The 25,699-nt window shown below is 35.8% G+C and carries 23 protein-coding genes, 1 pseudogene and 2 riboswitches; of the genes and pseudogenes, 12 read left to right on the top strand and 12 right to left on the bottom strand.

Going from position 1 to position 25,699, the window contains the following annotated elements; all coding sequences use genetic code 11:
- Positions 1-38: 38 nt before the first annotated feature.
- Positions 39-245: a hypothetical protein gene (locus ACYQ73_RS14200; RefSeq protein WP_460013233.1), complete on the bottom strand. Its 207-nt coding sequence runs from the start codon at positions 243-245 to the stop codon at positions 39-41.
- A 243-nt stretch (positions 246-488) separates the two neighbouring features.
- Between ACYQ73_RS14200 and ACYQ73_RS14195 the strand changes: the two genes are divergently transcribed.
- The 3 genes from ACYQ73_RS14195 to ACYQ73_RS14185 are packed head-to-tail and all read left to right on the top strand — an operon-like array spanning position 489 to position 1,701.
- Positions 489-1,028, top strand: coding sequence for a TetR/AcrR family transcriptional regulator (locus tag ACYQ73_RS14195; RefSeq protein WP_460013080.1), 540 nt, complete (start codon positions 489-491; stop codon positions 1,026-1,028).
- Positions 1,025-1,351, top strand: coding sequence for a DMT family transporter (locus tag ACYQ73_RS14190; RefSeq protein WP_460013079.1), 327 nt, complete (start codon positions 1,025-1,027; stop codon positions 1,349-1,351). The genes ACYQ73_RS14195 and ACYQ73_RS14190 overlap by 4 nt, the downstream gene beginning before the upstream one ends.
- Positions 1,352-1,365: 14 nt before the next feature.
- A complete protein-coding gene (locus tag ACYQ73_RS14185; protein ID WP_460013078.1) occupies positions 1,366-1,701 on the top strand; it encodes a DMT family transporter in 336 nt (111 codons plus the stop codon).
- A gap of 67 nt (positions 1,702-1,768) precedes the next feature.
- Here the strand turns inward: ACYQ73_RS14185 and ACYQ73_RS14180 are convergent, their stop codons facing one another.
- Positions 1,769-2,833 (bottom strand): DUF4179 domain-containing protein, encoded by a 1,065-nt coding sequence (locus tag ACYQ73_RS14180; RefSeq protein WP_460013077.1) that lies wholly within the window; start codon positions 2,831-2,833, stop codon positions 1,769-1,771.
- A 2-nt stretch (positions 2,834-2,835) separates the two neighbouring features.
- Positions 2,836-3,378 (bottom strand): sigma-70 family RNA polymerase sigma factor, encoded by a 543-nt coding sequence (locus ACYQ73_RS14175; RefSeq protein ID WP_460013076.1) that lies wholly within the window; start codon positions 3,376-3,378, stop codon positions 2,836-2,838.
- Between the two features lie 514 nt (positions 3,379-3,892).
- Here ACYQ73_RS14175 and ACYQ73_RS14170 point away from each other — a divergent pair.
- On the top strand, positions 3,893-4,324 hold the full coding sequence (locus ACYQ73_RS14170; RefSeq protein WP_460013075.1) for a hypothetical protein: 432 nt from the start codon (positions 3,893-3,895) through the stop codon (positions 4,322-4,324).
- Between the two features lie 111 nt (positions 4,325-4,435).
- Entirely contained in the window at positions 4,436-6,679 is a 2,244-nt protein-coding gene (locus tag ACYQ73_RS14165) for a YheC/YheD family protein (RefSeq protein ID WP_460013074.1), read from the top strand.
- Positions 6,680-6,772: 93 nt separating this feature from the next.
- Here ACYQ73_RS14165 and ACYQ73_RS14160 read toward each other — a convergent pair whose 3' ends face one another.
- Entirely contained in the window at positions 6,773-7,978 is a 1,206-nt protein-coding gene (locus tag ACYQ73_RS14160; RefSeq protein WP_460013228.1) for an ATP-grasp domain-containing protein, read from the bottom strand.
- Between the two features lie 149 nt (positions 7,979-8,127).
- Here ACYQ73_RS14160 and ACYQ73_RS14155 point away from each other — a divergent pair, with 149 nt between their 5' ends.
- Both ACYQ73_RS14155 and ACYQ73_RS14150 read left to right on the top strand, forming a co-directional pair.
- Positions 8,128-9,522 carry a UDP-N-acetylmuramoyl-tripeptide--D-alanyl-D-alanine ligase gene (locus tag ACYQ73_RS14155; RefSeq protein WP_460013073.1) on the top strand — a complete coding sequence of 465 codons (1,395 nt, stop codon included), beginning with the start codon at positions 8,128-8,130 and terminating at the stop codon, positions 9,520-9,522.
- Positions 9,523-9,654: 132 nt separating this feature from the next.
- Positions 9,655-11,040 (top strand): UDP-N-acetylmuramoyl-tripeptide--D-alanyl-D-alanine ligase, encoded by a 1,386-nt coding sequence (locus tag ACYQ73_RS14150; RefSeq protein ID WP_460013072.1) that lies wholly within the window; start codon positions 9,655-9,657, stop codon positions 11,038-11,040.
- A gap of 135 nt (positions 11,041-11,175) precedes the next feature.
- Here ACYQ73_RS14150 and ACYQ73_RS14145 read toward each other — a convergent pair.
- The 5 genes and pseudogenes from ACYQ73_RS14145 to ACYQ73_RS14125 all read right to left on the bottom strand — a co-directional run.
- A pseudogene (locus ACYQ73_RS14145) lies at positions 11,176-11,399 on the bottom strand (transposase); the annotation flags it as partial.
- 478 nt (positions 11,400-11,877) lie between these two features.
- A complete protein-coding gene (locus tag ACYQ73_RS14140; RefSeq protein WP_460013071.1) occupies positions 11,878-12,810 on the bottom strand; it encodes a C40 family peptidase in 933 nt (310 codons plus the stop codon).
- 742 nt (positions 12,811-13,552) lie between these two features.
- A complete protein-coding gene (locus ACYQ73_RS14135) occupies positions 13,553-13,915 on the bottom strand; it encodes a VOC family protein (RefSeq protein WP_460013070.1) in 363 nt (120 codons plus the stop codon).
- 60 nt (positions 13,916-13,975) lie between these two features.
- Positions 13,976-14,329, bottom strand: coding sequence for a DUF5367 domain-containing protein (locus tag ACYQ73_RS14130; RefSeq protein WP_460013227.1), 354 nt, complete (start codon positions 14,327-14,329; stop codon positions 13,976-13,978).
- A 62-nt stretch (positions 14,330-14,391) separates the two neighbouring features.
- Positions 14,392-14,964: a TetR/AcrR family transcriptional regulator gene (locus ACYQ73_RS14125; RefSeq protein WP_460013069.1), complete on the bottom strand. Its 573-nt coding sequence runs from the start codon at positions 14,962-14,964 to the stop codon at positions 14,392-14,394.
- Between the two features lie 214 nt (positions 14,965-15,178).
- Positions 15,179-15,357, top strand: a riboswitch (cobalamin riboswitch).
- 186 nt (positions 15,358-15,543) lie between these two features.
- Here ACYQ73_RS14125 and metE point away from each other — a divergent pair.
- The 3 genes from metE (at position 15,544) to ACYQ73_RS14110 (ending at position 20,967) form a co-directional block, all read left to right on the top strand.
- Entirely contained in the window at positions 15,544-17,838 is a 2,295-nt protein-coding gene (metE, locus tag ACYQ73_RS14120) for a 5-methyltetrahydropteroyltriglutamate--homocysteine S-methyltransferase (protein ID WP_460013068.1), read from the top strand.
- Positions 17,839-18,041: 203 nt separating this feature from the next.
- Positions 18,042-18,232, top strand: a riboswitch (cobalamin riboswitch).
- 214 nt (positions 18,233-18,446) lie between these two features.
- Positions 18,447-18,629: a hypothetical protein gene (locus ACYQ73_RS14115; RefSeq protein ID WP_460013067.1), complete on the top strand. Its 183-nt coding sequence runs from the start codon at positions 18,447-18,449 to the stop codon at positions 18,627-18,629.
- A 979-nt stretch (positions 18,630-19,608) separates the two neighbouring features.
- Positions 19,609-20,967 carry a PepSY-associated TM helix domain-containing protein gene (locus tag ACYQ73_RS14110; protein WP_460013066.1) on the top strand — a complete coding sequence of 453 codons (1,359 nt, stop codon included), beginning with the start codon at positions 19,609-19,611 and terminating at the stop codon, positions 20,965-20,967.
- 58 nt (positions 20,968-21,025) lie between these two features.
- Here the strand turns inward: ACYQ73_RS14110 and ACYQ73_RS14105 are convergent, their stop codons facing one another.
- From ACYQ73_RS14105 to ACYQ73_RS14095, 3 genes are all read right to left on the bottom strand, one after another.
- A complete protein-coding gene (locus ACYQ73_RS14105; RefSeq protein ID WP_460013065.1) occupies positions 21,026-21,631 on the bottom strand; it encodes a response regulator in 606 nt (201 codons plus the stop codon).
- A complete protein-coding gene (locus ACYQ73_RS14100; protein WP_460013064.1) occupies positions 21,628-22,626 on the bottom strand; it encodes a sensor histidine kinase in 999 nt (332 codons plus the stop codon). The genes ACYQ73_RS14105 and ACYQ73_RS14100 overlap by 4 nt, the downstream gene beginning before the upstream one ends.
- Positions 22,627-22,756: 130 nt before the next feature.
- A complete protein-coding gene (locus tag ACYQ73_RS14095) occupies positions 22,757-23,893 on the bottom strand; it encodes a DUF418 domain-containing protein (protein WP_460013063.1) in 1,137 nt (378 codons plus the stop codon).
- 357 nt (positions 23,894-24,250) lie between these two features.
- On the opposite strand from ACYQ73_RS14095, the gene ACYQ73_RS14090 reads away from it, so the two are divergent.
- Both ACYQ73_RS14090 and ACYQ73_RS14085 read left to right on the top strand, forming a co-directional pair.
- Entirely contained in the window at positions 24,251-24,973 is a 723-nt protein-coding gene (locus ACYQ73_RS14090; RefSeq protein WP_460013062.1) for an MBL fold metallo-hydrolase, read from the top strand.
- 5 nt (positions 24,974-24,978) lie between these two features.
- Entirely contained in the window at positions 24,979-25,578 is a 600-nt protein-coding gene (locus ACYQ73_RS14085; protein ID WP_460013061.1) for a TetR/AcrR family transcriptional regulator, read from the top strand.
- Positions 25,579-25,699 lie beyond the last annotated feature (121 nt).

Here is a 25,699-nt window from a genome sequence, read left to right as displayed (position 1 = left end):
GTGCCTTATTTCTGTCTCTATTCCTTATTCATTTTCGTTTAGTACTTTAATATCCGTTTTAAATTGACAGTGAATATCGTTGTAGCACCTTGAATTTCCATGCCAAATAGACCCGCAGTCGATGCCGTATCGTACCAGTGTCCGTTTTTTAATTCACTATTCTCCACTAAGAAGTTAATTGTAGTATGAGAGATTCCTTTATGATCCATTTGCAAGATTGTTCTGTATGTATTTAAAGAATCCAATTATTTATCATCCCTTCCAAGCCGTAACTTTTTTCTTTGTAATATTATACAAAACAAAGTGTGTATTGTGGAAAAGTTATTTAGGAAAGGATAAAAAGTTTACTTTCATTTATGGAAGGGATAGAGATAGGAATTAGCAGAAAAGGCGACGTATGAAATCCATAATAATTGACGATGTATGATGTAAGCTATAAAATAAAAAAGACCGTCCAGACGGTTTTTGTTTGAAAAGGGGGCGATTTTATGTCATCAAAAGCAGATTTAAAACGTTTACATATTGTCCAAACGGCGATCGATTATTTTAAGGACAATGATTTAAGTACTTTAACTTTAGATAAAATTGCCAGTAGGGCGAACATTAGCAAAGGTGGATTATTGTATCATTTTAATACGAAGGATGTGCTTCAAACAGCAATCGCTGAAACGATTTTGAACGAGGTTGTACAATCCTATGAGCAATTTGCAAGCCTTGAACAAGGAACAGGGAGATTAACGAGAGCATTTATTTTAGCTTCTCAAAAAGATCTTGCAAATGGGGCATCCTTAAATATTGCGATTCAAATTATGCAAAATGACCATTCAGCCATCTCAACCGTTTATGAATGTTTACTAGACGAGTTGTTCCAAGATGGCTTGGAGGAACCCGTTGTTCATTTGATTCGGTTAACGATTGATGGATTGTATTATTCGAAGCTATTAAATATCGCACCGATTTCCGCTAAGGCAGCAGACGGTGTCTTTGAACAATTAATGCACATGACAAGGAAGGACTATCATACATGAGTGCTTTGGGTTTTTTATTCATTTCAATTATCTCAGAAGTTTTTGCAAGCTCGATGCTGAAACTTACTAATGGCTTTAAACGATTATTCCCTTCAATAGGTGTAGTGGTTGGATATGGAACGGCTTTTTATTTCTTTTCTCTAACATTACAATCTTTAGCAATTGGCACTGCTTATGCCATATGGGCAGGGTTAGGAACGGCGCTAACGGCGATCATCGGTATAATCTTTTATAAGGAATTATTCAATCTAAAAAAAATTATGGGTATTTTATTAATTATTGTCGGTGTGGTTATTCTTAACCTTGCGGGTAGCGGACATTAAGGAGGAATTTGAAAATGAAGGGATATCTATTTTTAGCGTTATCTATTGTTAGCGAGGTAATTGCAACAACGATGCTTAAGTTTTCAGAAGCATTTACAATTCTGGGTCCATCCATAGCTGTCGCAGTAGGATATGGCATTTCGTTTTATTCATTGTCCCTATGCTTAAAAACATTACCATTAAGCCTTGCCTATGCCATTTGGTCTGGTATAGGTACAGCATTAACAGTCATTGTAGGTATCGTTGTATGGGGAGATATTTTTAATCTTTACTCAGCTTTAGGTATTATATTAATCATTGGTGGTGTTATTCTACTAAATATTGGGAGTCGAAATAATGCAACAACGTAACGTCTAAAGAGAAAACGTCCATTGTCAAATTGGACGTTTTCTTTTTTATATTTTAAGATTGGTAGACTTAATTGTTCAATTGTGTAGTAATTGTGTACTCATGAAACACTTTGACAACATCCTTGTCAGGAACGCCACTTTTTACATTAATAGAGTGAGGAACAAGTGTAATATTTGTTATTGGATCCATGTTTTCCTTCTGGAATCGAAGTGTAGAGTTTTCAAGCATTGTTTGAGAAGAAGATTGACCTAACTGATTATTATTCTGGTCGTATAATCTAAATAGGACATCATAATCCATTGTCTTATCAGGCGACGGAAACATATGATAATAAAGAATTAATGAAACTGGTGATTGAGTAATTTTTTCAACTACAACTTTCTGTCCGTTCGGTAAAGCAAAAGATTGATTAATCATGGTTTCTGTTGTTTTAGCCGCAATGGCTTCACCTGTGGCAGTGAAGTTAAATTCCCAAGGGTCACTAATTTTATCATCTAATGTGTCAAAAGAAAGCTGAATGTTATGTGGCTTAGAAAGCTCTATATTTGGAATGCTAATCTGACTATAAATGACAAATGTTTGGTCATCGATTTTATCATTACCTGCTCCTCCTCCTCCAGACTCTACTTCCTTCCCATCTAATTTTATTTCAGGGAAAAGGGGCAGGTAATCTGTGTCTGGAAGGTGCTTATTAACTTGAAGATATTCCGAGTTTGGAACGGGTTTATTGCTATGATAAGTAGTCGTGATGAAAAGTTCTCCTTGATCTAACATAACTTCATTTAACGTTAAGGTTCCATATTTATTTTCTTTAGTTTGTCCGATTATATTTTTATACGTTGTATACATATCGTCATTAACATCTGGGTGATTCATATATTGTTCAATAATGTTACCTATTATGGGCAATTTAGCAAGTGCATTTGGGCTAGAAATGGTTATGGTAGTGGCAAGCATAGCGACACCTACCCCACTTAAAATTGTAAGCTTCTTCTTTTTTGATGTTTGAGTTTTCAATTTTGAATGCAGTCGTTTTTTTAAACGTGCTATTTCTAAATCTGACAACGGGGTTTCATCATATTCTTCTGTTTGAATCTTTGCTCGATTAAATAGTTTAAATAATTGACTCATTTTTATAGCCTCCCTGTAATCCATTTTTGTTTTAATGCACGAAGTTTATGACGTCCACGGGAAAGTCTGTTATGTATAACGGGGACAGACACATTAAATTCTTTTGCAATGTTCTTGGAATTTACATTATCTAAATAATATTTTTTAAATAATAATTGGTCCTCAACAGATAAATGTTGTAAAAGCTCTTCGACGTCCTCTAATTCTGTCCTCTCAGTATTTGTGAAAGACTCTTCAAATTCTAAAGTTGACATGTAGCGTTCATTATAACGTTGTAATTTTTTTCTTCGATCCAGCGCTTTATATTTTGCAATGATTGCAATCCAATTTTTAAAAGATCCTTTCGCTTCATCGAAAAATTCACCATTCTCCCAAATAGCAAGTAGTGTGTCATCCAAACATTCATCAACTTCTTCTAAGTAAGGAAAGAGATGTTTAGTGATGATGCTTTTTAGTAATCCACCATATTGCTCGATGATGAAATGTAAAGCATGTTCATTGTGATTTTGTAGTTCATAAACAACATTTTCAGCTTGTATGTTCATAACAAGCTCCTTTCTAAATTAAGTTGCTTCTTACCAGTTTGATTGAATGGTCAGTGAATAAAAACATTGTTTATCCGAAAACTCATCAAGGCAAACAGGTGAGGCATCTATGAATTTCATCGTTCACTATTAAATACGATTTTTTTTATTGAAAGCTATCCTGGATTAAAAAATCTTTTTAAATTAATTTGATTTTTCGAAGAAAGAGTATTAACCGATGTCCTTTTTTACGAAGATGGCGTAGAAATAGTGTAAATGTTTTCCCTCTACTTTGAAGCATACATATTAAATCAAAAGGACCAGTTTTATATGTAAAACGAAAAAGGTCGTCATATTTCTTGTCTTTACATATTATAACGAGAGGATGTTGAATAAAGTGAAACTTCGTTCAGGGCAGTTAATCTCCCAATAGTATCTTTTGTTTTATATCTTGTAGGAGGGACTGCTCGTTTATGCTAGAAATTTTAATAATTATTGGGAAATGGCTCATTAAGATTTGGAAGGAGCGGAGGAAATGAATAATGAAAACAAAAAAAACCATTTTCTATGTGAAGCGCTCTACGACATAAAAGCACTCCAGGATGTGATAAAGGATTTTCATTCTAAATATTTTGGTCAGCTGCTTGTGAAAATAGTGGGAAGCGATACGATTCCCTTTTTTTTAATAACACACAACGGTACTCATTTAAGGCTTATGGATACTGTAAAGCGGTTTGAAACAGAATTTTTTCGCATAGAGGCTATTGATAGAGAACGGTGTCGTGGAACTGTTTCGCTTTTGCGAGCCTATGATTATGAAGGGCATGATACGAATTTAATGGCAGAAGTTGTCCGATTAGAGCGAACATCCTCAGAAAAATCCATTGATTTAAGTGGTATATCTGCGATTCAGTTATTAAAGCCTGACATGTTAAAAGGGAAATTTATTATTGAGCCCAAATGGTGAGTAAATTTTTAACTACTAAAATAACAAAAAAATTAGAGCATCTGTCTAGGTGCACGTTGTAATCATTGAATTTATTAGAGAGAGAATCCTATGAAGGGAAGAGATTAATGAATGACAATTATCGGAATGCTGCATCATCGGCTAGATCCTAGAACTGTTCTTAAGTCATATGCTTTTGCGGCCGTTGCACAAGCAGAAGGAGCTCAATTTTTTTACTTTACACCAAAAAGCGTTGACTTCGATAAACGTTCCATTAGAGGAAAGGTATATGAAAATGGTGATTGGCATGAAAAAATGATGCCCTTTCCGGATGTTATATACAATGCAGGAAGTCCAGAAAAATTATCGGTATCAAAGGACATTATTGAGAAATTGAAAAAGGAAATACCTTTCACAACTCATTCTATAGGAAATAAATGGAATGTTATGAAACGACTTAAAGAAGCAAAGGAATTTGATAAGTATTTAATTCCATCTGAGGTTGTTGAAAATGTTGATTTACTGCATAAATTTATGGCTTTTTATAAAAAAGTTGTATTTAAACCGATAGATGGCAGGAAGGGAAAAGGGATTTATTTTATTTCGAAAGTAGGAAGAACTAACTTTGAGGTAAAGAAGGATAGGGAAACAACTTTATGTACACAGTCACAGCTAGATGAGTTAATTAGAGGGCAGCTTTCTACAGGCACCTTTATCGTGCAGCCCTATATTCAATCAAAAACAAAATCAGGTCAAATTTATGATTTTCGTTTACATGTTCAAAAAAACGGTGAGGGTGAATGGGTTATAACGACGGTTTATCCGCGAATTGCACCAAATGGCTCGATTATACCGAATATTAACAATGGTGGTTTTACGAATTATTTAGATCCTTTTTTAGAGCAGGAATTTAAAGAAGATGCTTATGATATTCGGCGTATGTTAGAGCATTTTTCCTTGTCACTGGCTCGACATTTAGATGACATTCAGATGGCGCAATTTGGAGAAGTTATAGATGAAATTGGCATTGATGTAGGCTTAGATGAACAAAGAAAAATTTGGATGTATGAAGTGAACTGGCGACCAGGTTGCCCTCCTGCATTTTATTTAGAATTAGATGTGGTCATCAATACTATAAGGTATGCAATGTACCTTGCTAAGAACCAGAAGCAAATCAAAAGGGAAATTAGGCAACATAGGAAAAATAAGGATTCGGCTGAAGAAAAGGCTTTAGTAGAAGAATCTTTGCCAGAAGTAAAAGCATCACCAGAAGAAAAAACTTTAGCAGAAGAAAAGGCTTTACCGATTATTGCGATTACCGGCAGTGCTGGAAAAACGACATCAAAAGCATTCCTAGCCTCCATTTTATCGGTAAAATGGAATATCTTTGAGTCAAAAGATTATTGGAATACAACAGAACATACGAAAAAACATAAAGAAGAAATTAATGCTTCGCATGAGGCTGTTGTGCTTGAGTATGGGATGGCTTATCCAGGTATCATAACAAATCACTGTAGCATTATTCAACCGAATATTAGTATTATCACAAATATCGGTTTAGCTCATGTGGGCAACTTTGATGGCGATATTAAAGGAGTAGCCAAGGCAAAATCGGAATTAATACATGGCATGGACCAAAACGGTTTATTAATCCTGAATAAGGATGATGAAAATTCAAAGTATTTAGAGACACAGCAGTTTAAAGGAAAAATCTTAACAGTAGGTATTCATAGCACAGCGAACTATCAAGCTTTTGATATTCAATATAAAGATATCGGTATGAGTTTTAAAATAATTCTGCATGGACAGGAAACTTTAATGTATATCCCAATTTTAGGAGAACATCATGTTTATAATGCGCTTAATGCTGTTGCAGTTGCAGATTATTTAGGATTTAGTCCAGCAGATATTAAAGCAGGGCTAAATTTCAAAAAACCACCTAGACGATTAACAATTTATAACTGTCGCGATGACATAACACTCATTGACGATACCGTTCACTCTCACCCACAGGGCGTACGTGCAGCTATTGAAGTACTGACAAATATAGCGAAGAAACGTAAAATTGCTATTATTGGTCAAATGCGAGAATTAGGGGATTTGAGAGAAGAGGAATATCGTAAATTGGGCGAATACATTTACGAGCAAGACATAGATTTATTCATCACTTATGGTTTTAGAACGGAGGAAATGGGAGCAGCAGCGAAGGCAATAGGGATGGATCCTTCTAAAATTTATCATTTCCTCAATAAGGATGAATTGCATGCACTCTTAGAAAAAGTGATACAACCTCACGACACCATTTTAGTAAAGGGTGCTAGTAAAACGAATATGTTTGATACGGTTAAATTTTTAGATCAAAAATATCAAGAATAAATAAAAAACCCGAGTAATTGACCTTTTGAAGGAAGCAATTATTCGGGATATTTTTTTGTTAAAGAGATCATCGTATGAGAGCATTTTCAAAATCTAAGATACTTTTAGAATGAACTTTATTTCTTTTGCGGCGTTAATAGCTTTATTTTTAGCTTCCTCTAATGTTGTGCCTTCCGCAATTACATATGCATAACGATGTCCCATCGATAAAGGAGGGGTCAGCAATGTCCCTCTTTTCGGCTTTACATATACATCCACAACTCCTGGTGAATTCGTTGCTCTATTTCTTCCAATAACTTTTTCTAAAATACCTTTACTTTCAACAATGACGTATTTTGTATAGACAAACTTTCTATGCCTTGGATTGATATCGGGGCGCTCACCTAAAAATAATTTAAGTGTTTCTTCCACTAAATTAAATCCAAAAGCGGCGTGAAGCATAGTATTCATTGCTCCTCCTGAGATTCGTGGATTAATCTCAATAAGCTTCCATCCGTTCTTTGTTAAACGAAGCTCTAAATGCAGAGCCCCATTTTCGATGTTAAACGCGTTAACAATAGATTGGAGAACTTCCTCAAGACCAGTTTGAATTTCTTTAGGAGCTTTAACGAGAACGCCATAACCAGTAATGATAAAACGTTTACCCTGTGTAATTTCTTGTTCAATAATACCGATGATATTAGCTTGCCGTTTATAGACAAGTGCTTCTACTAAATATTGCGGACCTTCGATATATTCTTCAATCATTATTGTTTCACGAGGATTTTTGCTTCGCAGATGGCTCAAGTGTTTCTCCAGTTGGTCTGAGTCGTTTGCTAACAAAACATCTTTGGAGCCTGTTGATTTTGGAGATTTCACAATAAGTGGAAATGCCATGTTATTTGAGACGGATTCATTTGGCTTGAGAAGAAAAAACTTAGGAGAGTAAGGCTGGTTCTTTAAAAAATTTCTAGTTTTTTCTTTATCCTCCATCATTTCAATAGCTGTTGAAGATGTATAGTTATTACAAAATTCATCACATAAAATTGAGGCAATATGGACAAAAGGATCGACAAAACTAACAATAGATTTTATTTCTAACCCAGTTTTAGTTAAATTATAAATTTCATCTTTCATGTCTTCTATATTCGAAGTATCAATTAGAATCATTTTATGAATATCTGGGTAGGCTTTTCTCTGCTGTAACTGCTTTTCGTTGTTTGTAAATAGGACGGTAAAATAACCTAATTTTTCTGCTGCTTTTGTTGCTTCACGACTTGACCCGGATTTGTTAGTGCCGATAAATATAATTGTTTTCAGGTATATCACTCCTTCTATTGTTCGTTAGATACTTAATCAACTATATATATATGCGAAGAAATAGATTTCTTCTAGTTATGTATCTTGCATACATCCAAGCAACTTTTAAGAAGGTACATATACTAGAGAGGAAAGGAGGGGAAATTGATATGAAGCCTCTTACGGTGCAGGATTTAAAAGCGATAACTGCAGGCCAATTAGTGCAAGGGTCGGAGGAAGTGTTGATTCAACATGGCGCTTATCGACTGAAGCAAGTGAAAAAACCAAATACCGCCCTTTTTATAAATAAGCGTATTGTGAATTGGAAAGATTATGAGTCACTTTATCCTATAGTGCTTGTAACCGATAGACTATACAGTCAAAATGAATTACCTGAGCAAATAATCGTCATTAAAGTAGAAGATACAGATGAGGCCTATTGGAAGTTTGTAAATTTTTATCGCAATCAATTTAATATCCCTGTTGTAGCCATTACTGGTACTTCTGGTAAATCGACGACGAAGGAAATGATCAAACATATACTTTCTGCAGAAAAAAATGTAGCATCCACGCCACTTAGTAGTAATTCTAGAACTGCTTCTTTGCAATATTTACTGAATATTGATGATCATACCGACGCAGCCGTTTATGAAACAGCTGTTGGTTCACCGGGGGACATCAAACTTGCGGGGCAATATTTCAAGCCAACAATTGGGATTATTACAAATATAGGAGCACATCATTTAAATTATTGTAAAACTTTAGAGGGGTATATCGAAGCAAAGGGTGAAATGCTGGACATTATTAGTCCCACAGGCTCCTTAATCCTTAATGCTGATGATATCAACTCAAGTAAAATAGATTTATCGAAGTTTCAAGGACGTATTATTAAAGTAGGTAAGCATGAATCCTGTGATTTTCAAGCAAGTAATATTCGCTACCACAAAAATGGTATGCTGTTCAACGTTCGTCACAAAAAGAAACTCTATGAAATCTTTGTACCAGGTTTTGGCGAGCATCAAGTATATAATGCGCTTACTGCGATTGCAGCTATTTGTGAAATGGGTTTGCCGATTTCTTTAGCAGCTGAACAACTGCCATCATTCCGAAAATTGAATAAGCAGCTTCAGGTGTTTAAGAGCATTAATAATTCCATATTACTAGATGATACATGGAATATTACGACTACTTCTTTGGAGGCAGGATTAAAGGTTTTGAAAGCGCTCGGAGAAGGGAAGAAAACGATTGCCATTATTGGAACGATAACAGATTTAGGGTCTTGGGGATATATAATTCACGAACAAGCGGGAGAATTAATTAGTGAAATAGGGGTCGATGTACTTATTACGATAGGGGAACATGCAAGTATTATGGCGCTTCATGCCATTGAGGCAGGAATGAGTTCACCTGTGTATATTTTTAAAAATAGTACACGCGTCTATAAATTGTTAGAGGAAATTGTAGATGAAAATACGGTTCTTTTCATTAAAGGAGATATGTATAGTAAAGAAGTTTCTAAGTTGGCAGATGATTTAAAAATAAAAAAATCATCTACTTCCGAATAGATTTCACCTAAATAAATGTTATTTTTCATCATTTACTAGAATGAGCATATCTATAGTCAATTGCTAGAAATGCATAAACTATGATACTCATTTATTCAGAAATATACTTTATAGAAAGGGGGCGTAGTTAACTTGCAACATATAAGTGTGAGCGATATAAGAAAATTATTACAAGGAGAATTATTAAGCGGTTCTGAACACTGGTCTGTTAAACATGCAATTTATTATAACCGGCATGAACTGACTCAAAATCATACACTTATGTTTGTTAGTAAAAGTGATCAAATTAACTGGCAAGAAATAGATCGAAAGGGACCATCTCTAGTCATTTCTGATAAATCATCAGAGGAATTGAAAAATGCGCTGAAGAATACGACCGTTATACGCGTTAAGAATATTTTACATGCATATTGGAATTTTATGGGGCATTACAGAAATCTATTTCAAATACCAGTCGTTGCTTTGACCGGAACATGTGGTAAAACGACAACGAAAGAAATGATTAAACATATAGCTAGTAAGGAATGGAATGTTCAAGCATCTGTCAGCAGTAAAAATGAGCCACGGCAATCCTTACCGTACTTGACTGGAATCGATCAGAACACAAAAGCAGCTATCTTTGAATTAGGATTGGGGAATATAGGGAATATTAAACACCAGTGTATGATCTATCAGCCTACTATTGGTATTATTACGAATATCGGTGTCCATCATTTAGATGGATGCAATAATCTTGATGGTTATATCAAAGCAAAGGCTGAAATTGTAGAAGGAATAAGAAAAGGTGGTACGTTAATCATTAATGGTGATGATGAAAATATTAAAAAAATCCCCCTAAATAAATTTAAAGGGAAGATTATTACCTTTGGTGTCAACGAAAAGGCAGATTATCAAGCTACGGATATACAATTCACAAAAGGCGGCATGAAATTTGTACTAAAAGTGTCAAATGACAAATACAATTTATTTGTTCCAGGATACGGGGAACATCAAGTATATAATGCATTAGCGGCTATAGCTGCCGTAAAGGAAATGGGACTTTCCATTGCTGTCGCAATTTCGCAATTAAAAACGTTCAAAGCGATGGCAAGACACTTAGAATTTTCTACGGGCATCGGTGAATGTACGATAGTAGATGATACTTGGACAAATAACCCGACTTCTGTTGAAGCGGCACTAAAGGTTTTAGATACGATCGGGAAAGGGAAAAAAGTAATTCTTATTTTAGGTGACATTAAGAGGTTAGGAAATTTTGAAGAAAAATATCATCGAGAGATTGGCACAATGGTCGCGAAAAGAAATGTTGATACACTTATTACTATTGGCAATAGAGCAGAAAATATTGCGAACCAAGCGTTGAAGGAAGGCACGAAGGCCGATGTTCATATGTTTAAAGATGTTACAGGCGTTTTAGAAGTACTAAAGCATAAGCTCGATAGTGAAACGATTGTACTTATTAAAGGTCCAATGTCTAGCAAATCTATGATAGAATTTGCGAATCAGTTAAAAAATAAATAATAATAGAAAAAAGAAGCTTCCTTAACGGCGGGCACAGAAAAATTACGTTTTCATAAAAGCGAACCTTTTTCAGATAAAATAAGGCACTTCTTGTTCAATTTTGAACAGGAAGTGCCTTATTTCTGTCTCTATTCCTTATTCATTTTCGTTTAGTAGCGTTAATATCCGTTTCAAATTGACAGCGAATATCGTTGAAGCACCTTGAATTTCCATGCCAAATAGACCCGCAGTCGATGCCGTATCGTACCCGTGTCCGTTTTTTAATTCACTATTCTTCGCTTCTACTTTGTAGCGATTTGCGGCTAATTGCTTAAATGCTTATTTTGAAATGCCTCTTGTTCGGCATGTGTATCCGACTTTTAATAATAAGTACTTAAGAGGAATAGCATTACGTCCATTGTCTACACAATATTTTGTTTTTAACTCTTCTAAAATGAATGAAAAATCATTTGGCACAACAATATCGTAGATCGCCATATATGGACGTAAATGAAGGGGTTTTTGATTTGAAATCAACGGGGTCACCACCTGCACATTAATTCTTTTATTATAGAGGAAAGCGTGACTAAAATAATAGTGTGATACATTGCGTTGTTTGGAGAAGCATCGCTCGCCCCTCGCGGAAAGCGAGTGGAATGCTTCGGAAAACAACAGTAGAGTCGCAGTGCCAAATGAAAAAAGCGGGGTATTCAACGATTTAATCGTTGAATACCTCGCAATGTGAGAAGATATAGACTTTTTCAGTGCCCTCGCTTAACGAAAGCTTCTTTTTTCAAAACATTAATTCTATTGAAATTTTCAATTTTTTAAGCATTTGAAATGATTCTAGAAACGTTCTTAAAAAACACGTTTTGCTGTAATATAATGATCTTTGTAATAGTCAACCAGTAGTACTCTTGTAGTAATACCACTTGAACTTGGAATGATAAGACGTTGATCTCCGGCATAGATAGCTACTAGTGAAGGGGTTTTAGAGCCTATAACACTATTGAAGAACACTAAATCACCCTTTTTTAAATTGCTACGTGAAACCGTTGTTCCAACATTCATTAGTTCCTTTAAATTGGTTGTACCAAGTTTAATACCATTCTTACGATAGATGAAGTCTACATATCCTGGCGCTGTAAAGCGAAGACTGGCTTCATTATTTGTAGAGCTCATAGTTACTTTATTTTTATAATTAAAGGCGTTTTCAACAATTTTATCGCCTTTCGATGCAGGATTAGCTGAAAGTAATGTAGGTAATACTCTACGGGCCCCTACATAATTATCTGTATAATATGGTTTGCTATTTAAATCAGAAACAACTATATTTTGCTTAGAATCGGCCATATGAATCATTTTATTGTTACCAATATACATTCCTACATGATCAGGGTCTGTTCCTGTCTTTTTACTCTTAAAGAAAAGTAAATCACCTTTTTGTAATTGATTTCTGTTAACAGATGTTCCTTGCTGTAACATATAATCTTCATTATAAGTACCTATATCCACACCATTTTTCTCGAAAATGTACATGATAAATGAAGCACAAGAAAATTTATAAGGATATGTAGCCTTGTATTCGGAAGTGCTGTATGTCGCCTTACCAATTAAGCTGTTTCCAGTTTGAATTAGTTGATCTGCTTTCGCATTAACTGCTTGTGTGTTATTTAGCGCATTTGTTGTTGCAGCCTCAACTTCTATAGGTTGAACAGTTGGCTGTACCATCCCCACTGTGCTAAAACCTATCGTCAATGCTAATGTTGTTGTTAAAAATCGTTTATTCATGTTGTTATTTCCTCCTGAAGCTATTGTTAGGATTAATCCTGATTTGGTTTGTCACTGGAATTAATCGTAGCATGAAAAAGTAGGGCTTCTTTGAGGTAATTGTTACCACGCTGGATGGGAATTCGCTGTAAACACCTGATATAAAAGGCTTCATCGCCTTAATTTACAGTTTTATTACAAATGTTTCAGTTGGGTGAAGTGTTTGTAGAAACGAAAGGGCATAGGGGCCTGCAGTACAAGCCTTTCTAAGCGTTGGAAGGAGGCATTGAAAGACTAAACGATAATCACCAACCACGAACCACCAACCACAATGGAATACTTAGCGAAATTACGGTTGGAAAATAAAATGATCAAAGATATCTTTATTGAGGAGGAGTTTTACAATGAGAGGGGGTTTTCTTATAGGCTAATAGGAGAGAGGAGCGCCACAAATGGGATCCTGGAACGCAAGCGAAGCAGGTCATCAAACGCTCCCAGTAGAAATGGAAATCAACCTTTCATCATGCCTACGATTTATCTTTTCTTACTCTTTGGAAAGCAGATGTCGATAAAATTCAGAAGTTGGGTGATAAAATGCGAAAGTTAATCGATAAAACTAAAAAGTTGGGCGATAAACGTAAAAGTGTTCCGATAAAATTAAAAAGTTGGATGACATTCTGTGAAAAGTCGTTGATGTGCTGAAGATTCATACTTTATTTCACAAAATAATTTTTATCAGCATGCCTTCTATAACTGTTTACTTTTAAATTTCCTGAATCATCTCTACTCTATTACCGAATGGATCTCTAAATTCAAAGCGTTCAAAATGAGGAATAGGAACTGAATCGAAAATTTCTACATGTTGTTCGGCTAATACCTTCTTCCAATGTTCGATATTTTCAACTTGATAAGCAATATGAGCCTTTGTCGTTAATCTATCAAAGCCATCCTCTGTACCTACATGTACCTCTCTATTGCCGACCTGTAACCAAAATCCACCTCGTCCTTTCAGCGAATCTGGCTTATCAAGTTCTTTTAGTCCCAATACTTGACAGTAAAAATGTTTCCCTTTTTCTTCTTCACCTTTTGGAATTGTTATTTGAACGTGATGTAAGCCTATAACCATTTTTTCTCCTCCTTTAATTCTTCATCGATACTTACTTCTAGGATAATAATGTAAAATCCTTTAATTTGACGAATGAATAGTATTTTTTCTCACGAATGAAGCCTTTGTAAAACCAGTAAGAAGTATTAGAGAATAGGCCAATAGAAGCCATGAGGCGAAATAACGATCTACATCAGGCGATAAATTCAGAAAAACATTGTCGAAAACTAATAATACGACTGCATCAATGAGCATTCCGGGTAATGCAATACAGATTGCAGCCAGTAATCGCTCTGTACCTTTTATTTTTGTCATAGAATAAATAGGTATTGTCGATATCCAAATGAGCGGAATAACTAAAATGTAAGCACTGATCAAGAGGAAAGGTTCTTCAATGGTAAAAAAGTAATGCCCTATTAATCGAAACGCAGGCACTAGCAAATAGCCAAATTCCAAAACCCCAGCATAAAAAGAATCGCATAGTGTTCCTCCTCTATTTATTTTCCTAGACGATGTAATGTCTGAAGAATTTTTTCTAATTGCTGATAGAATACATCTACATCGAAATCGTCCCGCATCATCACTTGTATGGCCAAGCCATCAATAAGGGCGTTGAAAAAAATACTCCAAGTTTCCATCGACACGCCATCAATGGGTGATGTAACCCATAATTTATCTAAAACGTTGCATAAATGTTCATTTTCAACTGCTAAAATTTGTCCAATTTGCTGTCTAATAGTCGGGTTCGTAAAGCCGTAGACGATTAAAGTTAAAAATAATTTATGATAAAAGGCATCATTTTCATATCGACTTTTTGCAGAGAGAAGTGCAGATTGAATCATTTGTTGATCGGTCGTCAACATCTCATTCCAAGAATTTTCACAGATGTCTTGAACAATTTCGAGAATGATTTGCTCTTTTGATTTGAAATGATAATAAATAGTTCCTTGTGTCACACCAGCTTGCTCAGCAACAGCCTTTAAGGTGAATTTTTCAATCCCTTTTTCCACTAAACTTTGCTTGGCAGCAGTCAATAAATCTGACTTTTCGATATCAGTTGGTTTTGCCATTCAATTACGCCTCCATCGTTATTAGTTAGTTGAATAACTAACTGTAAAATAACAGAATATTCCTCTAGTTACCAGTTTGTTTTAGCAACAGGGGGATCATGCTGCTAGTCTTTGATGATTCCATATGTTCGGGATAACAGCAGTATGAGGAATCAAACAAATCTAAAAATAGATCTACTTTTCAGAAAAATATGTGTTATAGTAAAACATAATTAAATATTGTGTAAGAGTTGGTGCCGAATGAAAGTTTGGCTTAAAAGGGAAGTCGGTGCAAATCCGACGCTGTCCCGCAACTGTAAATCGGAGCAAATCACAATTGTCACTGGGAAACTGGGAAGGCTGTGAGGCGTGTTGATGAGAAGCCAGGAGACCTGCCAATATCTAGTACACACCAAATACCTACGTGGAAATAGGTGGTGAGATTTGACCGTAACGGCCCTGTGCGACAATGAATCATGCGATATTTTGAAAGGATTTCGTATTGTTTATTCATAGCTAATTTTGATATGCAATGACAGCCATTTTCCAAAAAGGAGAGTGGCTTTTTTTATTTTTAATGAAATGATAGGAGAGAATAACATGGCGTATACAAGTACTACAGTTGGTTATCCGTATATCGGAGAAGATCGCGAATGGAAAAAGGCTTTAGAGGCTTTTTGGAAAAATGAGCTTTCAGAGGATGAATTTTTACAGCAATTAAAGGATATTCGCTTAGCTCGAATAGACAAGCAGCTTCGCCTCGGCATAGACATGATAACTGTTGGTGATTTCACACTCTATGACAGAATGTTGGATACGGCAATGATGTTTGGCTTAATTCCAAAGCGCTTTAATTGGCAGGGAGATAAAGTTGATTTACAAACTTACTATGGGGTAGCTCGTGGTAGCCAAAAAGCCGTAGCCAGTGAAATGACGAAATGGTTTAATACAAACTATCATTATATCGTGCCAGAATATGAGGGACAATCTCTGCAATTAACAGAAAATAAAATATTGGCAGATTTTTTGGAGGCTAAGGAAGCGTTTGGTATCACAGCAAAGCCTACATTGATTGGCCCATTTACATTTTGTAAATTAACAAAAGGTTATGACAAGTTATCACAGGTAGCATTTATATTAGCAATACTACCACTTTATACACAGGTTTTAAAGGAGCTTGTAGATGCAGGTGCTAAGTGGATTCAATTAGAGGAGCCTGTTCTTGTCACAACACTAGATGAAGCGGAGATTAAACTTGTTCAAGAAATATATACACAATTAGTTGCATCAGTACCCGAGGCTAAAATTATGCTACAAACATATTTCGAATCATTATCGGCATATGAGTCAATTGTGACACTTCCTGTTCAAGGGATTGGGTTAGACTTTGTGCATGGCTATGGCAAAAATATGGAGGCATTACGTCAATTTGGCTTCCCGCAAGATAAAGTATTAGCGGCCGGTATTATAAATGGACGAGATATTTGGCGCTCCAATCTAGCAGAGGCTAGCTCAACTATTAAAGCTATTGAACAGCTGAGTGGTGCTAAAGAAATATGGATTCAATCTTCATGTAATTTACAGCATGTTCCAATTACAACTGCTCTTGAAACAAAGCTCGATCCAGTTCTAAAAAATGCCCTTTCTTTTGCAGATGAAAAATTAGTTGAAATCTTTGAAGTAACAAAATATTTACAAGGCACAAGAAGTCCTTCAAACCAGAAAATATCTGAAAGTATGAAGGCGATTGAAGCATTGAAAAATCACCCAACTCGTCAAAATAGAGATGTTAAACAAGCGATTCGAACAGTGGCGGCACAAGATTTTGAACGCCATAGTGATTTTAAAACACGTCAAAATATTCAACAACAAGCCTTACAATTACCGCTGTTCCCAACGACAACAATTGGGAGCTTTCCTCAATCAGACGAAGTCAAACGCACACGAAGTGCATGGCGAAAGAAACAACTTTCTGATGGAGATTATGCAGCGTTTGTAGAACAAGAGACAAAGCGTTGGATTACTATTCAAGAGGAATTAGATATCGACGTTTTGGTACATGGTGAATTTGAGCGCACAGATATGGTTGAATATTTCGGGGAAAAACTTACTGGTTTTGCATTTACAGAGAAAGCATGGGTTGTATCTTATGGCTCTCGCTGTGTGAAGCCACCGATTATTTACGGTGACGTTGCATGGGAAGTACCGATGACAGTTAAAGAAACAGCCTATGCCCAAAGCCAAACAAATCGCTATGTAAAGGGAATGCTCACAGGCCCTGTGACAATTTTAAATTGGTCCTTTGTACGAGATGATATTTCACCGAATGATGTATCATATCAGATTGCTTTGGCACTTCGAAAAGAGGTGGAAGCACTAGAAGCTGCAGGTATTTCTATTATTCAGGTTGATGAACCAGCTTTACGAGAGGGCTTGCCACTTTGTGAAGAAAATTGGGGAGCTTACTTAGAATGGACGGTGAATGCTTTTAAACTTGCTACATCTAGTGTGAAGGATGAAACACAAATTCATACACATATGTGCTATTGTGAGTTTAATGATTTTATCGAACCAATTAGTGCACTGGATGCTGATGTTATTTCAATAGAAACATCACGTAGCCATGGCGAGCTGATTTCTTCTCTACAAGTCAACCCATATGAAAAAGGGATTGGGCTAGGCGTTTATGACATTCATAGTCCACGTGTACCAAGTGAAGAAGAGATGCTGACTATTATGCAAGATAGCTTACAAGTCTTATCAAAAAACCAATTTTGGGTGAATCCTGACTGTGGTTTAAAAACAAGGAAGGAAACAGAAACAGTTGCGGCACTGGCTCATATGGTATCTGCTGCAAAAACCCTTCGCCAACAAGTCCAACAATCTATACTTTAAGTAGAAAACTTGACTTCTTTTTTGAGGTCAGGTTTTTCTGTTATTTCAGTTGACAGAAAATTTTATAGCAAAAATGAAGGGACAACTACAGAAGAAGTTTAAGCGACGGCTAGTCTGTTCGAAATGATGCATAGACCAGTCAAATAAACGACTAAATGATAGAAGTATTCGATTATACCATATACTATGGTATAATAATAAAAACGGAATAATAAGATAGAGGTACAAATCATAAATTCGATTTGTTTAAAAGGGAAGATCGGTGTAAATCCGACGCTGTCCCGCAACTGTAAATGTGAGCACGTTTCAAAAGACCACTGTTACGCATTGTAATGGGAAGGTGAAAAGTGTGATGAACATAAGCCAGGAGACCTGCCTTTATCTAGTACAACCAAAAAACCTACGAGGATAGGGGGTGTTGAGTGTGACTAGAGAAATTCTCCTGCATGCTCATAGTACGATGATTGCTAAAAAGGTGGCTTCTATAACGAATAGAAAGCTTTTATCGCCGTGTCAATCACCGTATTATGTCGTGTATTTGTCATAGTAGGCATCTTTCTGAAGAAGGAAAGATGTTTTTTTATGCTAAAATTGAAGGAGTGTTACACATGAATCCACAAGTAATCGAGTATTATGAAAGTCTATTAAAATTTGAAGTCATGGAAACACAATATACAAGTACTTCTCAAACATTAATAGAGATAGTTGAACAGTATGTAGGGCAGGATGCTGTTCATGAAAATGATATTTTAATAGCTTATACGAATGTAATGAAAGAACTAATTGGATAAAGTGAAGCTTTAATCAGTGGGGGCGTATTACCCCCACTGATTATTAGTCTTCACCAATCGGACTTTTACGGGCAGTAAATCTCACAACTTACTTCTTTGTTTGCGCTGAAATTTGAAGTGGGAGTCTGGTACCTGACGCTACGCTTTCGGAGCAGATAAATTACTGCCCGTTAAAGCGGGATAAAGTGAAGCTTTAATCAGTGGGGGCGTATTACCCCCACTGATTATTAGTCTTCACCAATCGGGCTTTTACGGGCAGTTAATCTTGCGCCAAACTTCATCGCTTTTGCCGAATTTAACGTTTGGAGTTGTACCTGACGCTGTGCTTTCGGTACAAAAATTACTGCCAGTTAAAGCGGGATAAAGTGAAACTTTAATCAGTGGGGGCGTATTATCCCCACTGATTATTAGTTTTCACCAATCGGGCTTTTACGGGCAGTTAATCTTGCGCCAAACTTCATCGCTTTTGCCGAATTTAACGTTTGGAGTTGTACCTGACGCTGTGCTCTCGGTACAAAAATTACTGCCCGTTAAAGCGGGATAAAGTGAAACTTTAATTAGTGGGGGCGTATTATCCCCACTGATTATTAGTCTTCACCAATCGGGCTTTTACGGGCAGTTTATCTCACAACTTACTTCTTTGTTTGCGCTGAAATTTGAAGTGGGAGTCTGGTACCTGACGCTACGCTTTCGGAGCAGATAAATTACTGCCCGTTAAAGCGGGATAAAGTGAAGCTTTAATCAGTGGGGCGTAATATCCCACTGATTATTAGTCTTCACCAAAGTTAAAAGGCTACTTAATGTTCACCATTTTACGGGACATTAAGTAGCCTTTTTCTATGAAAACAAGCTTTTAATCTAATTATCTCAATAGGAATACATTTATTTGTCATAAAAAAAACTCTAGGACTTCATACTTATTTCACTTTTAAACTATATAATAATTTTGCGCTTATTATTATAGATTGGAGATTTAGACATGAAGAACACGCTTTATCAGAGCTTTTGGCGAACGCACTTTTATGCCGCATTATTTATTACTCCACTTCTTATTTCGCTAACATTAAGTGGTATAGGTTTTTTATTTTATACCAATGTTGAAAATCAGTTATATGATAAATACTTTTTTGGTGAAAGTGGAAAAACCGAGGTACAATCTATTGATGATGCTGTTAAACTTGCAGAAGAATCATATGCTGGCTATAAAACAAATAAAATTATAGAGTTAGAAGAGCCTTACAATACTCGTTTATCGATGAAGAATGCAGATGGCAAAGAGAAATATGTGTTTTTAGATGATCATAACCAAATTATCGGTGGTCAAGATGCTGATTACACATTTGCAAATATTATGAGAAATGCCCATAGTTCCTTATTTATTGGGGGAACGTTTGTCAATTATTTAGTAGAATTAGCTGCGTGCTGGGCTGTTTTTTTACTGCTTTCAGGCATTTACATGACGTTTAAAGCAAAAATATTAAAGAAAACAAAGCAGACAAACAAACGTCAAAAAAGTAGAAAATTCCATGCACTTGTTGGAACAGTTATTACGATTCCAATGCTTGTTATTATTTTCACAGGTTTACCATGGTCTGCGTTTATGGGGAAATATATTTATCAAGCTTCACAAGATCATCCAACTTTCGGTACGCCGTTATTGCAGCAACAGCCACCTACATCTGATGTAAGTGAGATTCCTTGGGCTACTCGTCAAGAAACCCCTCCAACGTCAGATTCAGGACATGCAGCACATCACGGTATGGGAGCCAATACGCTCTGTGCTGCTAACCCTTACCAACTAAGCGTAGAAAAGCTACAACATGAAATTGATGCAATGAATATATCAAAACCTTACGCGATTATTTATCCTACTAGTGAAGTCGGTGTCTATACAGTTGCAAAATCTAGTAACACTGGTGTCACAGGTCTTGATGTTAGTCCGTATGATGAAACGACAATGTATTTTGATCAATATAGCGGAAAATATATAGACAAGGTTGGATATGAGGACTATGGCATTCTTGCCAAATGGTTCACGTGGGGAATCCCTTTACATGAAGGTCATTTGTTTGGCTGGCCAAATAAATTAATAAATTTACTAGTATGTCTAGCATTTTTAGTAGTTATTGTTTGGGGAGTTAGAACATGGCTACTACGGAAGAAACAAGGTATGCTATCTGCACCACCTAAAATCTCTCAAAAGGTGTCCATTCCTTTTATCATTTTCATGATTATTTTAGGTATACTGATGCCACTATTTGGACTTTCTTTAATTGCTGTCGTGCTCGTTGAAATAATTATAAATTTAGTGTCTAAAAATAAAAAAGAAATCGATTAAAATGCTAAGCGATACTGTATCCTTTATAGATAAGGAATACAGTATCGCTTTTCTTTTTCTAAAGCCACCCTTTATCACTGGCTACTTGAACAGCTTGTTGTCTAGATTCGACATGTAGTTTTTGAATAGAGGTTGATAAATAGTTTCGAATAGTGCCTTTCGTTAAAAATAACTTTTTACTAATCTCATTTGTTGTGAGTCCTTCTTTTACAAGCTGCAGAACAGCAATTTCACGTTCATTTAGCGGATTCTGTTCTTTCATAAACAACGTTGCAGCTAAATCTCTACTAACTACTTTTTCACCATTCATCACTTTTCTTATTGTTTCAATTAAATAGTCGATCGGTTCATCTTTTAATAAATAACCTTGTACCTCAAAATCCATCGCTTTTTGTAAATAGCCAGGGCGTGCAAAAGTAGTGACAATCATCACCTTGCACGGTAAATTTGCCTGTCTTATTTTTTCAGCTAGTTCAAGACCAGTAAGATTCGGCATTTCGATGTCCAATACACAAACATCGGGTAGCTCTTGTTGAATATATTCCCACGCTGTTTGACCATCTGAAACTTCTGCAATCACTTTTATATCAGGCTCAAACGATAATAAGGAACTCAAGGCGCCACGTAACATTTGTTGATCCTCTGCTAGTAATACTCTTATCATGTAGTTGGCTCCTTTCTATACTGTTGAATAGGCATTGTTAAGGTCACAATCGTTCCGCCCGTCGGTAAATTGCAAATAGAAGCATTTCCTTGAAGGGCATTCATCCGTTCTTTCATCGATGATAGTCCATTTCCATGCCCTTGGTTATGTAAGCCGACACCATCGTCCACAACGTTTATCTTTAAAATTCCGTTTAAATAGTTGATAGCTATTTGGCATTTTTTTGCTTGACTATGCTTAATAATATTTGTAGTGGCTTCCCGAAGACATAAGGACAGCATCGTTTCCTCCACACTAGCTAGTAGCAGCTTTGGACAGTTATTTTTTATTTTTATGGAGATATCGGCTGTTTGTAAATGTTGTTTACAATGTATAAGCTCACTTTCTAACGAAATAAAATTCATATCGGAGACTAATTCTCTTACTTGCTTTAGTGCTGTTCGTGTTGTTGCTAAAATATCATTTAGCTCATCTTTAACACGCAAAGTATCTTTATCGACTAATTTTGATGTTAGTTCGGTTTTTATTTTAATCATTGTTAATGTATGACCAAGCGTATCGTGGAGGTCTCTCGCGATACGCTGTCTTTCTTCTTGCTGAACAAGCTGGGTATTTACCTCTGTTAATTCTAATTGTAATTTTTTGGACTTTTCTACGAAGTAAATTAGCATAGGAAATAGTAGTTGAATGATCATAATGGGTATTAATGCTTGAAATTGTAATTTGTAAGATGCTCCTGATTCAAACCATATAACTACAAAAAACATAAAGGCAATGGCAATCATTCCTATAGCAATATGCCATTTCTTTTTAGCTCTCCCAATTAAATCAGCAAATGTAAATCCAAAAAGTAACATAGAAGATCCTTCAGAAATACCCAGTATGATAATAAGCGTAAAGCCAAGTAAAGAAGCTAACAGTAAACGCCAATCTTTAAACCATAAAGCAATATAGAAGGCTACTAAAAATAACATAAGGATACTTATTTTAGCCATTAATGGTAATGAAGAATTCGAACTTAATACCATAGTAAATAAAAAAACTAGTGATACGACGTCGATAATTAAATAGCGTTTTGCCTGATCTCTTGGATATATTTTTATAGTTCACACCAACCTTTGTCGATTATTTCTGTGTGACACTTTGAATGGCGTGTTTTCGAATCCATTCCATTGGCCCAACATGAAAATGCTTGATACAAATATGTGCAATGAAAAGTTGTAGAAGGGAAAGGGTTAGCCAAATGCTGATAACTTCAATACTATTCAATTTTCCACCTAAACCTAATCCCCAACCATAGAAAATAATAGATGCAATAACATTTTGCAGCACATAGCAACTTAAAGACATTTTCCCAATCTCGCCAAATCTTTTCCATAACCAATCAAGCCTCTTATATTCTATCATTTTACCTAAAATACCAATATAGCCAATAGATAGAATTGGTGCGAATAAATAACGAACAGGTAAATCAAATGCTCCACCGGGAATAAAGATTAAAAGGTTTAGAGGTACGCCAATAAAAATACCGATTTTGAATAGTTTTTGACGCGCCTGACGTCCTTTGTCATCTTGTGAAAATACACCATTCCTCATCAGCTTAACGCCAAGTAAAAATAAAAAGATATTCATTGGGATAATAAAAATAGCTTCCGTTCTATAATAAAGAAAATGTGTTAAACGATATTGTATTTGCTCAAACCAAGTGCCATTTTCATAAAGACTAACGACTGAATCGAGTCCAGCAATGGAAGCATTGGCGGCACCCTGCAATGTGCCGACTAAAATCAATAGAATCATCAGTGCATGGAAACTGCCAAAAACGTATAACGCACGTTTAATCGCTTTATCACCAAATTTAACGATAAAGGCAACGATAACAGCTGTCACAGCATAGCTCATTAAAATATCATATTCCATGACTAAGGTGAAGTGAATCAGACCTTCCATAAATAAAAAGACTATCGTCCAAATATACATGCCTGGCCAAGCATTTCCTTTTCGCAATGCTTGCTGATATTTTAATTCCAAACCAACACCAAACATGATTGTTAATAAACCAAGGAGTTTACCGTTTACTAAAAATAGGACTGCCATTCGTAAAAAGTCGTTCAATGACCACCAACCTGAATAACTACTCGTTGTGATATACGAAATATCTCCAAGATAAGCAAAAATCCAAATATTTGTACCAAGTGTCCCTAATACAGCAAAGCCTCGTAACATATCGATTAGGGGTAATCTTTGTTGAACTTTCATCATAAAATCACTCTTTCTTTGTTTTCTTACAGTAATGATAAGAAAACGAATAGGAAAAACATATTCACACCAGTCAAAGATTCTTTATGACAGGTGTCATTTTATGGTTTATCAGGTAACGAAAGCGAGCGGAATGCTTCGGAAAACAACAGTAGAGTCACAGTGCCAAATGAAAAAAGCGAGGTATTCAACGATTTAATCATTGAATACCTCGCAATGTGAGAAGATATAGACTTTTTCAGTGCCCTCAGAAATCGACTGCTATTTTATTGTAAGAAAATTCAATTTTAATATTGTGAAAACTAATCGCATTAGTTAAAATTGAAATACAATTAGTTTACAAAGGGGATTTGATTTAGAATGAAAATTACGAAGATTGGTACAGTGTTTCAATTGTCATTTATGCCAAGGATTTTTCCTGTTAATTGTTATATTGTAGAAGAAGAAAGCGAGCTTACACTGATCGATGCAGCCTTACCATATAGTGCAAAAAGTATAATAAAAGCGGCTGAGGGTATTGGTAAACCGATTACAAGAATCATCATTACTCACGCACATAGTGATCATATAGGAGCGCTAGATACGTTAAAAGAATTATTACCAGATAGTCAGGTGTGCATTTCTTCCAGAGATGCTCTGTTATTGGAGGGAAATAGTGCATTACTTCCAAATGAAAAAAACACACCAATTCGAGGAGGCATTCCCAAAAATATTAAAACTAAACCGGACATATTACTTGAAGAAGGTGATCGAGTTGGTTCCTTAGAAGTGATTGCAACTCCAGGTCATACACCTGGTTCCATCACACTTTTCGACACGCGCAATAGAAGTTTAATCGCTGGTGATGCCCTCGTAACTAGAGGAAAGATACTAGTATCGGGAGTGATGAATCCGTTGTTTCCATTTCCTTCTCTAGCAACATGGGATAAAAGCACAGCTCTCATAAGTGCAAAAAAATTAAGGGATTTAAATCCAAGCTTACTTGCAGTAGGGCACGGGAAGATGTTGAAGCAACCACAGGAACTTTTGGACATAGCAATAGCAGAAGCAGAAAAAAATTTAGACAATCAATATAGGAAGTGAAAAAAATGTCCCGTCGAATGAAAATAGATATATCGATTATTTTACAAAAGGCTACGGAGCTAGTTGATGAACAAGGATTGGAGCAACTTTCAATTGGACTATTAGCGGAAAAATTGGAAATTCGGCCACCTTCCTTGTATAACCATCTTGATGGATTAAATGAATTGAAGCAGAAGTTAGCCATTCAAGGAGTAAAAAAATTACATGAATATATGCTTCAAGCTGCAGTAGGACGTTCAGGTGATGATGCTGTTCGTGCAATTAGTCAGGCATATATTCAATTTGTTAGAGAGCATCCGGGGCTGTATGATGCTAGCACTCGCTTTGCAGATACTAACGATCAAGAACTACAGCAAGCCCAAGAAGCTGTCGTACAACTTGTACTTCAAGTGCTAAATGCCTATAATTTGCAAGAAGAAATTGCGATTCATATGGTCAGAGGATTACGAAGTATTCTACATGGATTCACTTCTATTGAACAAATGGGGGGATTTGGGATGCCACTTGATATCAATAAAAGCTTTTCAATCCTAATCAATACTTTTATTGAGGGCATTCATGCAGTGACGATTAATGAAGATAAATATATGCAAACGAATGACTAAGGAGGAAATCTTGCTCCTTTTTAAAACGGAATATTTTGAGTGGGGGCTTGAAAAATAAGAAGAAGCGGGAAATGACACAGAGGATTAATTTCCCGCTAATATTGAAGTTGGAGTAGGAGAT

This window comes from Lysinibacillus sp. CTST325, assembly GCF_054665055.1.
This window is presented reverse-complemented; position numbering and strand designations above follow the sequence as displayed.